Below are 14,921 nucleotides of genomic sequence, written 5' to 3' on the forward strand. Positions count from 1 at the left end.
GATGGAATACGAGTATGGATGAGATGACGCAGCGATTGGGCAGCACTCTGCTCTCCGGCGACTGCCTGACGATCATCGGGCGACCGGGAACCGGGAAGACGGCTCTGCTGGAGTCGGTCTACGCACAGCTGGTGTCGACGATCGATCCGGCGTCCGTCCTCGTGCTCACTCCCGATCGTGACCACGCCGATGTGCTGCGCAATCGTCTCCAGCTGCCGGCTGATGCGGTGCTGTCCTCGGCTCCGGCCCGCAGTCTGGCCTCATTCGCTTATGGAATCGCCCGTGCCGCACACACGACGCGGACCGGCGAGGATCTCGAGTTCATCTCCGGAGCCGATCAGGACGTGTTCCTCGCCGACCTCCTCGCCGGCCACGAAATCGGTCGTGCCCGCGGTCCGGCGTGGCCGTCGGAGATCACGGCCGAGGTGCGGTCGACCTCCGCTTTTCGCACCGAGGTCCGCGACGCGCTCAACCGAGTGATGGAATTCGACTTCGGAATGCGCATGCCGGAGGCGTCGCCCGAGTCCTCCGAGCACGTCTTCGACTTCGGTCGCGGTGCCCTCGACCGTGTCCTGGCAGACAATCCCGATCCGCGGTGGCAGGCGGTGGCCGAGATCCTCGACGAATACCTGGGCATCATGTCGATGCCGGGCTACGGGGGCATCGACTCCGCGACCGTGCTGGCGCTGGCCGCCTTCGAGATCTTCCGTGAACCCGCCGAGGTGACCGCGGGCCGATCGTGGACCTTTGCTCCCGATCGGGTGCCCACGGTCGTCCTGGCCGACGGTGTTCAGGACTTTCCCGCCGCCAGTTGGGGGATCCTCGAGCAGCTGCGGGCGCGGGGGAGTGCGATCGCCCTGTTCGGTTCTCCCGAGACGGTGACCGGGCGATTCCACGGCGCCGACGCGTCGATCATCGATCGGGCCTCGGCCGACGCGGCTTTCGAGACGGTCGTGCTCGACCGCCAGTGGGATGTCGATCCTGCGTTGGCGAAGGTCATCGACGGCTTCGGGGCCAGGATCACCACTCGCTGGTCGGCCGGTCACATGCCCCGCCCGCGTCCGGAGACGGACGAGGCTTCAACCGCGGCTGCGGCCGAGGCACCCGTGGAGACGCACGTGTTCGAAGGCAGCGCCTCCGGACATCGGTATCTGGCCCGGCGGATCACGAACTTCGTCGAACAGGGCCACTCGTGGTCTGATGTCGCCCTCATCTGCCGCAACTCCTCGAGCGCCCGCGTGATCGCCAACGAGCTGCGAGCCGCAGGCGTCTCGATCGCGACCCTGATGCAGCCGCTCAACGTCGACCCGGCGACCGCACCGCTGCTGGACCTGCTGTCGTCGACTCCGGATTTCGACGACGACGAGTCGATCGCCGAACTCGCGCTGACACTGGCCGGCAGCATCTACGTCCGCCTCGATCCCGTGCAGATCCGCCGCTTCCGTCGAGCCGTCCGCAGGCGCTTCCCCGCTCCCAGCAGCACGGCATCGCTGGCGCAGGCACTGCGCAGCCCCATCGATGAATCGTCCCCCCAGGGACTCGCCACGATCTCACGCATGCTCCACGCCGCGGCGGAGGTCGGCACAAGCGACCCCCACCAGGCGCTGTGGAGCATCTGGGATGCGGCCGGGGTCGCGGACAGATGGCAGGCCGAAGCGCTGCGCGACCCGGAGTCGGCGGCCGACGGCTATCTCGACTCGGTGCTGCGACTGTTCGCCTTGGCCGAGAAGATCGCCGACCGCGGTGGATTCACTGCGCGCTCCTTCGCCGGCATCGTCGCCGAACAGGACATCGCCCAGGACTCCCTGGCCGATACCGCCGGGTTCGCCGATCACGTCCTGGTGGGAACCCCGTCGTCGCTGGCCCATGTGCGTGTGCCTCTGGTGATCATCGCCGAAGTCAATGAAGGCGTCTGGCCGAATCCGAAGCTGCGCGGTGGAATCCTCGGTCTCACCGATCTCATGGCGGTGCTCGACTCGGGTGAGACGGTCACCGGCGATCCCGGCTATCACGCGCATGCGAAACGGACGAACCTGCGCGAAGAGGGTGAGCTCTTCTTCACCGCGCTCAGCCGGGCGCAGGAACGAGCGATCGTGACCGCAGTCACCGATGCTGAGACCGAACCGTCCCCGTTCTTCGACGTGCTCGCCGCCGGCTCGGCCGAGGGCACCGAAGCGGGTGACGGCTATGCGATCACCCACGAGGATGAGCTTCCTCCGCTGACGCTGCCGGAGATGGCCGCCCATGCCCGCGCCCAGCTGCTGCAGGCGGCCGCAGCAGCCGCCGGCGAGGCCTCGGGTCCGGCGTCGGCGGATTCGCTCCTCGGAGCAGGTGAAGACCGGAAAGGCTCTGTGGCCCCGGACTCCGAGACACAGTCTTGGGCCGCCCTGATGCGGGCACTGTCGAATGCCGGGCAGTCGGTCGAGCCGCCGACGCAGTGGCGCGAAGCAGAGGACATCACGACGATCGAGCCGCTGTTCACCGACTCCGATACGGTCCGCGTCTCACCGTCCCAGGTCGAAGCATTCACCGACTGCTCGCTGCGGTGGTTCCTCACTCGCAACGGCGGAGACCGCCCGATGTCGACAGCGCAGAGCCTGGGAACCATCATCCACGCCGCAGCCGAGAACTATCCGGAAGGACCGACCTCCGCGATCCGAAGCTTCGTCGAAGAGGAGTTCTCGTCTCTGGAATTCGACGCGGAATGGGAACGCGAACGGGAATTCGATGTGGCGATGAGCATGGCCGACCGCCTCGGCGAGTACATCAAGACGACCCCGGGTCGCCTGGTCGGCGTCGAAGCACAGGTCTATGCAGCAGGCGTCGACGCAGACGGTCGCGAATGGAAGGTCACCGGTCGACTCGACCGGGTCGAGGAAGTCGAGGGCGGACTGCGCATCGTCGACTTCAAGACCGGACGGAACGTCGTCCCGGGCAAGGAGATGGACCGGCACGCTCAGCTGGGTGTGTATCAGGAAGCGATCAACTCCGGCACCATCCGCATCGGCGAGGATCGGGAAATCGATGCACACGCCTTCGGCGCCGAACTCGTGTTCCTGCGCAAGTCTGCCCGCACCGTTCGGGAGCAGCCTGCACTGGCCGTCGATGAGAATCCTGAATGGGCACGTGACCTCATCGCCGACGTGTCGGGCAGGATGCGTGCCGCGAGCTTCCCCGCCCGGGTGGAGCCGCAGAAATGCCAGTCCTGTCCCGTCCGCTCGTCGTGTCCTGCGATCGGTCCGAAGATGTTGGAGGAGAACTGATGCGCTTCACTGCCGAGGAGCTTGCCGAACTCACCGCAGCCGATCCTGCCCAGGCCTTCCCTCCCAGTCCGGAGCAGAAGGTGATCATCGAAGCCGACCCCGCACAGTCGATGAAGGTCACCGCCGGGGCGGGCTCGGGAAAGACCACGGTCATCTCGCAGCGCGTGGTGTGGCTGGTCGCCAACGAGTTCGTCTCTGCCGAACAGATCCTCGGCCTGACCTTCACCCGCAAAGCCGTCGGAGAACTCGGCGGGCGCATTCGCGTGCTCCTCTCCCGTCTGCGGCACAATCTCGGGCACGGACAGGACCTGTCCCTGCCCGGCCTCGACAACCCCACCGTGTCGACGTACAACTCCTATGCCGCAGCGATCGTCAGCGAACACGGAGTGAGCATCGGCATCGAACCCGAGACTGTCCTCCTCGATGACGCCGCGGCACACACCATCGCCGGGAACCTCATCGATGCGACTCCACCGGAGGAGATCCCCGGGAACTTCTCCCGCGAGACGATGATCGCCGACGTCATCGCGTTGGCCGGACAGATGAATGATCATGGGCGAGACGTCGATGAGGTCACCGACTATCTCGAGCAGTGCCTGGACGCTCTGGTGTCGAGCAAAGGCAAGCCCGTCGACCCCAACGGACGACGGGCGAAACTCGAAGCGAAGATCCGAACGGCTCGACTGGCCGACGCGTATATGCGTGCGAAGCGACGCAACCTGGCCATGGACTTCTCGGACCAGGTGCGTTTCGCTCAGCGCATCATCGACGAGGTGCCGGCGGCAGCGGAGGCGGAGAGAGCCCGGTGGAAGATCGTCCTCCTCGACGAATTCCAAGACACGTCGGTGGCCCAGCTGACTCTCTTGCGCGACCTCTTCGCCTCCAGCGCCGTCACCGCGGTCGGCGATCCCCGCCAAGCCATCTACGGTTGGCGCGGCGCCAGCGCCGACAACATGGTCCGTTTCTCCTCGGACTTCCGCGATGTCGAGTCCCTGTCCCTGAGCACAAGTTGGCGCAACGACCGGTCGATCCTGCAGGTGGCCAACCGCATCGCCGCCGGACTCGCCGACAGCGACGAGGCCCCGCTGTCGGCCCGCGATGGTGCCGGCGAGGGCGAAGTCAGCGTCGAGATCAGCTCGGGCGCCCACGATCCCGACTTTCTCACCACCGGGCTGCGCTCCCTGACGGAATGGTTCCGCACCGTCCCCGCCGGTTCGTCGAAAGCCGTGCTGTGTCGCAAACGCGCCCATTTCGCACCGGTGGCGGCGGCGCTGGAAGCCGCCGGATTCGCCGTTCATGTCCACGGATCCTCCGGGCTGCTCTCCGACCCCTTCGTCGCCGATCTGCGCGCGGTGCTCACGGCCGCAGTCGATCCGATGGCCGGAGACGAGATCATGAGGCTCATCAGCGGCCGGATGCTCGGCCTCGGTGCAGGCGACATTGCGGGGCTGCAGACCTTCACTCGTCGCCAGACCGAGAGACGAGCGTCGGAGCGAGCCGAGCCGGACACCGAGGAGGTCATCGCCGAAGCCATCGACCAGGCGACCATCGTCGAGGGCGTCGATGAACTCATCGACGTGCAGCGAGTCCTCGATCAGGGGGCCCGGACGGGTGCGGACCAGGGACTCGTCGCCGACTATCAGCGGTCCGGCCTGAGCTCGGAGGGGCTGCATCGTCTGGTCCGGTTGGCTCGCGCGCTGCGCGCCACCCGGTCCGGAACGGGCACGGTCAGCTCGATCATCCGCACTGCGATGTCCGAAACCGGAATCGACTCCGACATCTGGGGACTCAGCGACTCGCTGCGCAATCTGCACCGAGCCTCCGTCGACGCGTTCCTGTCCGCTGCCAGCCAGTACTCGGCCACCGATGACAAACCCTCGATCACAGGCTTCCTGTCCTGGCTCAGCCTCATGGAAGCCCATGATGCGCTGAGCGTGGCCGAACCGACTACGGCTGCCGACGCGATCAACATCATGACCGTCCACGCCTCGAAGGGGCTGGAGTTCGATGCCGTCGCCGTTCCCTCCCTGGTGGTCAAGGATTTTCCGACCGAACCGCGGGACAAAGAGGGGTGGATGGACCGCACGGCGCTGCCGTACCCGCTGCGCGGCGATCGCAACCACCTCGTCGATTTCGACCTTCGGGAAGCCGAATTCGAGACGAAGAAGGCGTTGGACGAGTGGATCGGAGACTTCATCCGCCCACGGATCGCCGACGCGCATGTGGGGGAGGAGCGGCGACTGGCCTATGTGGCGTTCACGCGCGCGAAGAGGCATCTGTGGCTCGGGGCGGAGCTGATGGGTTCGCGCGCCGTGCCCGATGACCCGTCGCCCTTCCTCACCGAAGCGATCGAAGCCTCGGGGCTGGAGGTGGAGATTCCGGAACCTGCCGACGAATCGGCAGAGGACCGCATCGAGACCACTCCCTGGCCGGTACCGCGCACGAGGCAGGTCGCCGCCGCACAGCGAGCCGCAGACTGGGTGGAAGCAAGCACCGAAGTCAGCTTGGAGGCCTTGGCCGAGGCGCCAGGGATGATCGGACGCTACGCGGCTCAGGCCCTGCGCATCGGTGACCGCCCCGAAGCCGTATCCGCGGCGGCGATGCCCGACCGCCTGTCGGCCACGGCTCTGGTCGCATGGCGACGGGACCCGCAGGGCTTCCGTACGCAGACCCTGCGCCCGATCCCGGCACCGCCGAGCCGGGCGGCCGAGATCGGGACGACCTTCCACTCCTGGGTGGAACAGCACTTCGGGCAGTCGAGCATCGACATCGGCGAGGACGAAGCGGTGCGACCGATCGACGCCGCGACGATCGAACGGCTGCAAGCGACGTTCTCAGCCTCCGAGTTCGCGACTCGTCGACCCGATCATGTGGAGATGTCCTTCGAACTCGTCCTCGGCAGATTCCGGGTGCCGGGGAAGATCGATGCTGTCTTCATCACCGGAGACCACGCCGAAGTCGTGGACTGGAAGACCTCGAAGAAACCCGATGCCGCGGTGCTCGAGGTGATGAAATGGCAGCTCGCGCTCTACCGGTTCGCGATTCTGCGCGTCCATCCGGAGATCACCGAGGTGACGGGAACCTTCTACTTCGTCGGCAGTGATGAGGTCGTGCGGTTCACCGATCTGCCTGATGAGGACGACGTCGTCGAATGGCTCGAAGCCAACGACGTCGACTGAGCTCAGCGGCTGCTGCCGGTGTCGTCGCCGACATCCGGGTCATCGGAGTCCCGGGTCGGTTCGGTCCTCACCTGCGAGCCCGGTTCGGAATCGAACTCCGAATCGTCTTCGGACGATGTCACCGTCGGTTGAGCTCGTGGAATGAACACATCGGAGGTCTCGGTCTCCGTGATCGCGGCTTCGACGTCAGGGGCATCGGCGCCCGCTGCAGCAGTCGCTGATGCCGACCCCCGAGTTGCTGCGTCGTCTGCTTCGTCGACGGGCCCGGAAGCGGAGTCCGTGGCAGGTCCGTGAGCAGGGGCGGGGCCATCGGATGCGCTGCCGAACAGGACTTCATCGAACGACGTGAGGAGCGCTGCGGCGTCGTCGACGGCCGTCTCATCCCCGGAGTCGACTGCTTCGAGCAGCCAGTCGAGCACCGCGAATTCGGCCAACAGCTCGGCACGGGAGATGACGTGCTCGTCGGCGCGGGGCCGGGAATTGCGGTATTCCTCGTAGAAGGTCGGCAGGGCGGCAGGATCGATCAATGCCGATGCCGCGGCCAGATCGATGGCCGGGTCGGCGACGCGCAGACGGCCGATCTCGGCAAGAGCGAGCACCCGTTCCTGATCGGTGTAGACACTTGTCTCATCGAGAGAGCCATGGATGGGGGTGGCGAGGAAATGCCACAGTGCGACCTTTTCGAACTCCTCCTCCCAATGCTGGAGCAGAGACGACGGCACACGACCGGTGCTCGCCGCCTGATCGAGTCGTTCGAGGATGAGGAACTGCGACCGAGAGGGATCCTCCACAGGGAATCCCGCATCGGAGACGGGCTCGGGCGCGGCCGAATGCAGAGTCGCCAGAGCCTGCGCGAACGAACTGGCCCGTGCCGTATCGGCGATGGGAACATCTCCGAGAGGTGCGCCCGGGAGCGGATCGGCCAGTGTCACCGTCGTCGGCGTTGCGGTGTCGAAGTAATCGGAGTCCACCTCGGTGATGGCCCGCAGGCGCGGCCAGGTGAAGTCTGCATGCGGATACAAGGTCTCATAGATGCGTCCGGCCTCTGCGGCCGAACCGATGTCCGCGGAGCGATCGAGCCGGGTCTGGGCCGATGCGACCAGCTGCTGATCGTCATCGCCGAGGAGGACTCTGACTCCGGCGTCGAGCGGCGGCAGGGGAGTCCATGTCGTCGGGACGAAGCCGTCGAGCATCGTCGCCGCGATCGCAGTCAACTTGAGCGCCTTGGTATCCACCTTCCCCAATCTACCGCCTGGGTTCGGCTGAGACACGGGACTCGCCGTCGAGCGTGTCTGTCGAGGCGACTTTCGTCGACCTGTCGGGCACCCACGCTCGCGGACGCTGAGTCAGGACGCTGGGATATCGTGGAGGGCATGAAACCATTGCCTCCGGTGCAGCCGATCAGCCTCGCCCGTCACGGAATCGATCGCGACCATCTGACTCGGGGCCAAGACGGCGATCTCAGCGAGGTCTGGGCCTCGGGAGCTCAGGCCGTCTTCGAACACCGCGGGACCCTGCTCGTCGCCGGCGGGGGACTCTTCCTGACGGATCGGGAACTGGTGCCGGAAGGACAGACGGAGGTCTACCTCGGCCGTGATCCACGCGGCACTCGGTATATCGGAGTGTCCTTGGACGATGACGGTCGCAGCCATATCGACGCCCGACTGGACGCCTCGCGCGCCCGGGACGCCACCGACCTGCTGACGGCACCGGGGGAGGGCCTCGACAGCTCCGAACCCATCTGGCTGCCGCTGCGTCACCTGGCCGAAACCCTCGACGATGTCCAGGTCTCTCTGGCCTGCGAGATCGTCGGTTTGGGAAACTGGCATCGCGCGCACCGGTTCTCCCCACGCACCGGTACTCCGACCAGCCCAGTCATGGGCGGATGGGTCCGCCGCGACCCGGAGACCGGAAGCGAACACTTTCCCCGCACCGATCCTGCTGTCATCGTCGTCATCGTCAACACCGATGAAGACGGTGTCGAACGTGTTCTGTTGGGCAACAACGCCGCCTGGGAATCCGACCGGTATTCGCTCCTGGCCGGATTCGTCGAACCGGGTGAGACCCTCGAACACGCCGTGATCCGGGAGATCTGGGAAGAAGCCCACCTCGAAGTCACCGACCCCCGATATCTGGGTTCCCAGCCGTGGCCCTTTCCGTGCTCACTGATGCTCGGCTTCTCGGCAGCTGCTCCCAGCCGCGACTTCGCCGCCGACGAGGCGGAGATCGCCTCTCTGCGCTGGTTCACTCGAGCGGAGCTGCAGAATGCCATTGCGAACGGTCAGGTGCGTGCCCCGTCGACGATCTCCATCGCCGGGCAGCTCCTGTACAGCTGGTTGGACAACGAATGAACGCTTCGGCCACGGCCCTGCTCGAGGCCCTGGACTCCGAACAGCGCGCCGTCGCCACCCACTTCGACTCACCGGTGGTCGTCCTCGCCGGCGCCGGAACGGGCAAGACCCGCGCCATGACGCACCGGATCGCCTATGGAATCGCGTCCGAGGTGTTTCCGGCCAACCACGTTCTGGCTCTGACCTTCACCGCGAAGGCGGCGGGGGAGATGCGCTCACGACTGCGCGGACTCGGCGTCCCCGCGGTTCAGGCCCGCACCTTCCACTCCGCGGCGCTGCGTCAGCTGCGCTTCTTCTGGGACCGGTTCGCCGAAGGAGACTTTCCGCGGATCATCGAGAACAAGGCAGGCATCATCGGCTCGGTCATGCAGAGCCTCGGCATGGAGACCAGTCGGGAACTGACCAGAGACGTCGCTGCGGAGATCGAGTTCGCGGCGTCGACCCTCTTGGGCGTCGACGACTATGCGACGAAGGCGGCGGCTCGCGAACTGCCCGGTCGGCTGAGCGTCGAGGACATGGTGCGGATATTCGAGGCCTACGGGGAGGCGAAGACCCGAGGACGGCTGCTCGACTTCGACGATGTGCTCCTCGTGCTCTCGGGTGTCCTGGCCGAGTACCCGGCGATCGCAGCCGAGATCCGTGACCAGTACAGACACTTCGTCGTCGACGAGTTCCAGGACGTCTCGCCGCTCCAATTCGACGTGCTCTCCCGATGGCTCGGGCCCCGCGACAATCTCTGTGTGGTCGGTGATCCCGCCCAGACCATCTATACGTTCGCGGGAGCCGACGCGAGCCTGCTCGGAACGCTGAGCACGTCGATGCCCGACGCCAGAACGATCCGACTGGTGCGCAACTACCGGTCATCCCAAGCCATCGTGTCCACGGCGAACAATCTGCTGCGGCACACCTCCCGGACCGCGCTGACTCTGCGGACCGACAACCCCATGGGGCGGCAGCCGCGCATGGTGGAGTATCCCACCGACGAAGCCGAGGCGACCGGCGTCGTCCAAGCCATCTCCGCCGAGATCGAGGCCGGACGTCGCCCTCGCAACATCGCCGTCCTCTTCCGTACGAACGGGCAGAGCCCCGCCTATGAGCAGGCACTGGCCGCAGCCGGAATCCCCTATGTGCTGCGCGGTGGAGAACGCTTCTTCGCGCGCAAGGAGGTCAAAGAGGCCGTACTCATGCTCAAAGCCGCTCGCGTGACCTCGAGTGGGCAGCGCCTGCCCGAAGCCGTGATGGAGGTCCTCGGTTCGCTCGGCTTCACTCGGGAGCCGCCTGCGGCCGGAGCCGGCAGACAGCGATGGGAGTCGCTCAAAGCCCTCGTCGACCTCGCCGAGGAACACCAACACGGGCAGGAGCTCCCCGTGCCGATGGAGGTCTTCCTCAACGATCTGTCGGACCGCGCCGAGCACCAGTTCGCCCCGGACATCGAAGGAGTCACTCTGGCGTCCTTCCACGCGGCGAAGGGCCTCGAGTGGGACAGCGTGCACCTGGTCGGCCTCAGCGAAGGCCTGCTGCCGATCAGCTACGCTCAGACACCCAGAGCCATCGCCGAGGAACGCCGCCTGTTCTATGTGGCACTGACTCGCGCCGGCACAGACCTGCGGATGAGTTGGTCACTGGCCAGATTCGATTCCACACAGAAACCGCGGAGGTCCTCCCGCTTCCTCGCCGAACTCGGTCAGGCCGGACCGACGATGGGAGACGGTCGTGCGGCGTCGAATTCGGCGGCTCTCAACCGCTGTCGCGGATGCAACAGGGCGTTGGTCTCGCAGATCGATCGCGCTGTCGGGCGATGCTCCGACTGTCCTGCTGACATCGACCTCGAGCTGTTGGACCGTCTGCGCCGGTGGAGGGTGCGAATCGGTTTGGAGCAGGGGCTGCCGCCGTACCTCGTGCTCACGGACACCTCACTGTCCGTCATCGCAGAGGTCCGTCCGTCCAGCCTCGACGAACTCGCTCGGGTTCCCGGGATCGGGGCGACGAAACTCGAACTCTATGGTGCCCAGCTACTGGGCCTGATCGGCGACTGACCCGAAATCGGGGACCGGTGTGCGGCACTGGCAGCGGTCATGGAAGAGCAGTCCGGTGTCGGTGACCTCTCCCGGACCCAAGGCGACCACGCGACGGATCGGTGCCGATTCGGGCCGCAGCAGAGCATGACGAAGCATCTGGACGACATGCGCCGAGCCGAGGATTCGGGCCGCGGGATCGCTCAGGCTCTCCCGTTCCGGCAGGGCTCGCAGGCGCGGATGCTGAGCGAGCCAACCGGCGTCTCTGTCCTTCCTGTGCAGGCAGGAGCAGACGGAACACGGCGTCGACCCGGGACGGATGAGACCCGTGATCTCCACAGTCTGCTCTCCGAGGACGACTTGGCAGTGATCGACTTCCCGATCACTGAGCCACATAGCGGAATGCAGATCGGGAACCAGATGGGAACTCGTGACCACCAGCGGGGCCGTCATGAGGTCGAGCTCCTCGACACGGTGGGCAGTGGCGACGGCGAAGCCGAGGGCGGCCAGCTGGCCTTCGACATGGGAACGCAGTGGTCCGGTGACCAGAACCGGCCGGGATCCGAGGATCTGTGACACGCGATCCGGCGACAGATCGAAGGTGCGGGCCGCGGCGAAGACCGGTGATCCCTTCGGAACCGAACCGGCGTCCGCGTCGTCGGGGACGAGCACCTTGGCCTCGCCGAGGAGGGTGATGAGAGAGCTTGCCCGGCTGAGGTCGACCCCGAGCTCTTGAGCGCGCGCATAGAACTGAGCCGAGCCGATGCCGAGGCGGAGATCTTCGATGAGGCTGGCGTCGCCGGGCAGCAGGCCATCGACGAGCACTGGATCCTCGGCACCGAACTGGATGCATGAGGACGACCGCCAGGTGATGGGAACACTCGGAAAGATCCTGAACATCTCGGCCCCTTCGCTTCGGCATCGTGGAGACTTCCACGGTAGTGAACGGGGGACAGAATAGCCATGGCAGGTCACGAGCTGTGGATAACCGTGTGGAAAAACGGCTGAGGACAGGCCGGGAAATGTGTCCCGGCATGCCCTCAGCCGCATAGTGCCCCAGGCGCTCGCGAGGACTCGTGCGGCTTCCCCTTCCGCACGCATCCTCGGGTTTTCCGGGGTCAAGCATAGAACTTATTCCGCAAACGCCGCCGCGTCAATGCATCGTCATGCACAGACACGTCAACAGCTTGTGGATAACCTGTGGGAATCGCCGCGCGGTCTGTGGAGGAAAGGCGCCTTGAATGTCGATGGGCTGTTGAAAACCGTGCTTCCGGATCTGATCAGGTCCCGCCCTGCGGGGACGGTGATCGCCGAGGCGGCTGTGGACGGGGGATTCGACCGCAAAGTTCCGACAGACTCAGGAAACTCACAAACTAGAGGCCCGGAAGCCCGTCCGTGTTGAGAGCCATTCCAATGGCGGTGTCACCGTGTCAGCGCCGTTTCCTATGATGGTCCGGTGAGCAGAGCACAGCGGTGGACCGAAGAAGAGGTGCTGCGGGCGATCGCCCGGGGCGAGATCGAAGTGCGCCGGTCGGCGCGGCGGAAGAAGACCGTTGCCGTCTCGAAGGAGATCGAGACCTACGTGCTGCGCACTCCCGTGCGCTACAGCGTCGAGCACAACATCCGGTCGCTGACGGACCTGTTCAATCGGCTCTCCGCTCGGGACCATTCGTCGGATGCCGACCTCGTCGACCTGGCTGATGAGATGAGTCGACGCTATTTCGGCGGCCGGTTGAGGCCGGCGTCGATCCGCTGGGTGAGAAATCAGAATGTGAGCCGATGGGCGTCCACGACGACTTCGACGGGGGACATCCGCGTTTCGCATCGACTGCAGGCCGTGCCCCGCTGGGTATTGGAGACCGTGGTGGTCCATGAGCTCGTCCACCTGCAGATCGGCCCGCATTCGAAGGAATTCCATGAGCTGGCAGATCGTCATCCCAGACAGTCGGATGCGAGACTCTACCTCGAGGGCTTCAGCGACGGGGAGCGATTCAGCCGCGAGAGATGAGCGCCGTCGCGGCGGAGCGGAAGAGGCCGGGCAGCCGGTTCGGCAGATCGGGCATGAGGTTCTCGGGCAGCCGGTCGAGCCGGAACCACGCGACATCGAAGGACTCATCCGACACATGTGGCGAATCATCAGTCGATGCCTGCGCGGCGAAGACGACGTCGAAATGACGGGTGCAGGTCCCGAACGCGGCCGACAGGTCGTGGACATGCAGATCGATCGGGGCCGCTGTGATGCGGGCAAGCGGCCGCAGACCGCTTTCCTCTTCAGCCTCTCGGCGCGCGGCGCCACGGAGTGAGACATCGTCGGACTCGAGATGGCCGCCGAACTGCCCCCACAGCCCGGTCTTCCGGTGGTGGTTGAGCAGGACCGCTTCGGCGGCCGGATCGATCACGAGACAGCTGGCGGTGACGTGGTGCTCACCGCCGGAACGGTGCAGGGACGCGGAGCCCTGCCGGTCGAAGAGCTCTGCGAAGGCCGCGGAGAACGAATTCCGAGGTCCGCTCTCGACCTCCTGCCGGGCGGTGCCGAGGTCGATCATTCAGCGGCCGTCGGGATCATCATCGTCGGGCGACTCGGAACCATCGGAATCCGAGTCCTCGGACCCCTCGGCCGCCTGGGCGTCGCTGCCGCCGGCTCCGTCGAGACCTTCGGCGAGGATCCGGGACAGGGCCTCATCGATGCTCGACTCGTTGGTCCATTCGGCATGCCGACGCTCGGAGTATCCGAGGGGGTCATCGAGATCCTGTGTGGTCGGCAGCAGGTCCGGATGGGAGAACACGCGGTCGCGGGCCTCGGCGCCGCCCTGCGTTTCGAGGTACGCGAAGAGCGCGGCAGCATCGCGGAGGCGACGGGGGTTGAACTCGAGACCCACAAGGGTTGAGAACGTCTTCTCCGCCGGCCCCGCGGTCGCCCGGCGACGGCGCAGAGCCTCGCGGATCTGATCGCGACCGGGCAGATGCCTGCAGGCCTCATAGACGACGACGTCGACCCAGCCGGCGATGACGGCGAGGAGATTCTCCAATGACGTCAGCGCCTTCTTCTGGTCATCGGTCGTCGGCGGGTTGAACAGTCCCTGACGGATATTGTCGCTGAGATCGGAGATGTTCGACGGGTCGATGTTCGACGCCATGTCTTCGATCTGCGATGTGTCGACCTTCAGACCCTGGGCATAGCGGGTCAGGGCAGTCTCTACCTGGGCGCTCAGCCACGGGGCACGCTCGAACAGCGCGAGGTGGGCGAGCTCCTGAGCCGCAAGGTAGATGCGGACCTCGGAGGCATCGACGTCGATCTCGGAAGCGAACGTCTCGACGTTCTTCTCGATGACCACAGCGGTGTCGTGAGGGAGCAGCGGCAGTCCCACCTCGGTGCCGGTCAGCACGCTTTCGGACAGCGCTCCGACAGCCTGACCGATCTGCATGGCGAACATCGAATCGCTCATCGATCCGAACATCGACGAAGCACCCGCAAGGATGCCCTTCATCTCGGCCGGAACCTGGGACTCGAGCGTATCGGTCAGGGCCGAGGACATGTTCTCCTTGATGGGCAGCACGAACTTCTGCCAGCCGGGCATCGTCTCCTTGACCCAATCGGCCCGGCGCAGGGGACGGGCCGAGCGATTGGCGACGGAGAAGTCGGTCGCCTCGGCGAGCCAGAGTTCAGCCAGACGGAACGCATCGGTCGTCGCCCGCTCGGCTTCTTCGGATATCGAGGGATCGGGGGTCGGCACGGCCTTCTCGGCGATCGAGACAGCCTGGGCCTGCGGATCGGCACCCTGCCCGAAGAGTCCCTGCATCTGACTCATGATCGTGGACATCATCGCCGGATCGATCGAGAAGCCCTGCGGCATGCCCGAGCTGTTCTTGTCGTCTCCCTGACCGGATCCGGGACCATTGGCGCCGAAGAGCATTCCGAAGATCTGCTCGAACGGATTCTGCTCGTTGTTGTTGTCATCGGTCATTGTTCTACAGCCCCTAAGAATCGGTTTGACATCAACGTTAACGGTTCCGAATGTGCGAAGCTTCCCAATTCCGGGAGGTTTCGCAGGATGTTCGCACCGGGCGAAAGGAGTCTGTGAAACTCATGCTGAGGTTTCAACTAGACTGGTG

At 65.7% G+C, this 14,921-nt stretch carries 9 protein-coding genes; 5 read left to right on the forward strand and 4 right to left on the reverse strand.

The genetic code is table 11. The features are described 5' to 3' along the window. The first annotated feature begins 14 nt into the window (after positions 1-14). Positions 15-3,263, forward strand: a complete 3,249-nt coding sequence (locus BLIN9172_RS03755) for a PD-(D/E)XK nuclease family protein (RefSeq protein WP_025776957.1) — start codon at positions 15-17, stop codon at positions 3,261-3,263. Further along, positions 3,263-6,442 (forward strand): ATP-dependent helicase, encoded by a 3,180-nt coding sequence (locus BLIN9172_RS03760; protein WP_101553905.1) that lies wholly within the window; start codon positions 3,263-3,265, stop codon positions 6,440-6,442. Before BLIN9172_RS03755 ends, BLIN9172_RS03760 begins: the two co-directional genes overlap by 1 nt. 2 nt (positions 6,443-6,444) lie before the next feature. On the opposite strand, the gene BLIN9172_RS03765 is transcribed toward BLIN9172_RS03760, so the two are convergent. Beyond that, complete coding sequence (locus BLIN9172_RS03765; protein WP_240811973.1) at positions 6,445-7,677, reverse strand: protein kinase family protein; 1,233 nt, start codon at positions 7,675-7,677, stop codon at positions 6,445-6,447. A 138-nt stretch (positions 7,678-7,815) separates the two neighbouring features. Between BLIN9172_RS03765 and nudC the strand changes: the two genes are divergently transcribed. Beyond that, on the forward strand, positions 7,816-8,793 hold the full coding sequence (gene nudC / locus BLIN9172_RS03770; RefSeq protein ID WP_101553906.1) for an NAD(+) diphosphatase: 978 nt from the start codon (positions 7,816-7,818) through the stop codon (positions 8,791-8,793). Next, entirely contained in the window at positions 8,790-10,829 is a 2,040-nt protein-coding gene (locus BLIN9172_RS03775; RefSeq protein WP_025776953.1) for an ATP-dependent DNA helicase UvrD2, read from the forward strand. Before nudC ends, BLIN9172_RS03775 begins: the two co-directional genes overlap by 4 nt. Here the strand turns inward: BLIN9172_RS03775 and BLIN9172_RS03780 are convergent. Beyond that, entirely contained in the window at positions 10,806-11,708 is a 903-nt protein-coding gene (locus BLIN9172_RS03780; protein WP_101553907.1) for a hypothetical protein, read from the reverse strand. The two genes, BLIN9172_RS03775 and BLIN9172_RS03780, sit on opposite strands and share 24 nt — an antisense overlap. A gap of 556 nt (positions 11,709-12,264) precedes the next feature. On the opposite strand from BLIN9172_RS03780, the gene BLIN9172_RS03785 reads away from it, so the two are divergent. Further along, positions 12,265-12,816 carry a M48 metallopeptidase family protein gene (locus BLIN9172_RS03785; RefSeq protein ID WP_101553908.1) on the forward strand — a complete coding sequence of 184 codons (552 nt, stop codon included), beginning with the start codon at positions 12,265-12,267 and terminating at the stop codon, positions 12,814-12,816. Here the strand turns inward: BLIN9172_RS03785 and BLIN9172_RS03790 are convergent. Further along, positions 12,800-13,354: an NUDIX hydrolase gene (locus tag BLIN9172_RS03790; protein ID WP_101553909.1), complete on the reverse strand. Its 555-nt coding sequence runs from the start codon at positions 13,352-13,354 to the stop codon at positions 12,800-12,802. The two genes, BLIN9172_RS03785 and BLIN9172_RS03790, sit on opposite strands and share 17 nt — an antisense overlap. Then, the gene (locus BLIN9172_RS03795) at positions 13,355-14,773 is read right to left on the reverse strand and encodes a zinc-dependent metalloprotease (RefSeq protein ID WP_101553910.1); all 1,419 of its coding nucleotides are present in this window, start codon (positions 14,771-14,773) and stop codon (positions 13,355-13,357) included. Positions 14,774-14,921: the final 148 nt, after the last annotated feature.

The organism is Brevibacterium linens ATCC 9172, assembly GCF_900169165.1.
In the GTDB taxonomy this organism is placed as follows: Bacteria; Actinomycetota; Actinomycetes; order Actinomycetales; family Brevibacteriaceae; genus Brevibacterium; species Brevibacterium linens.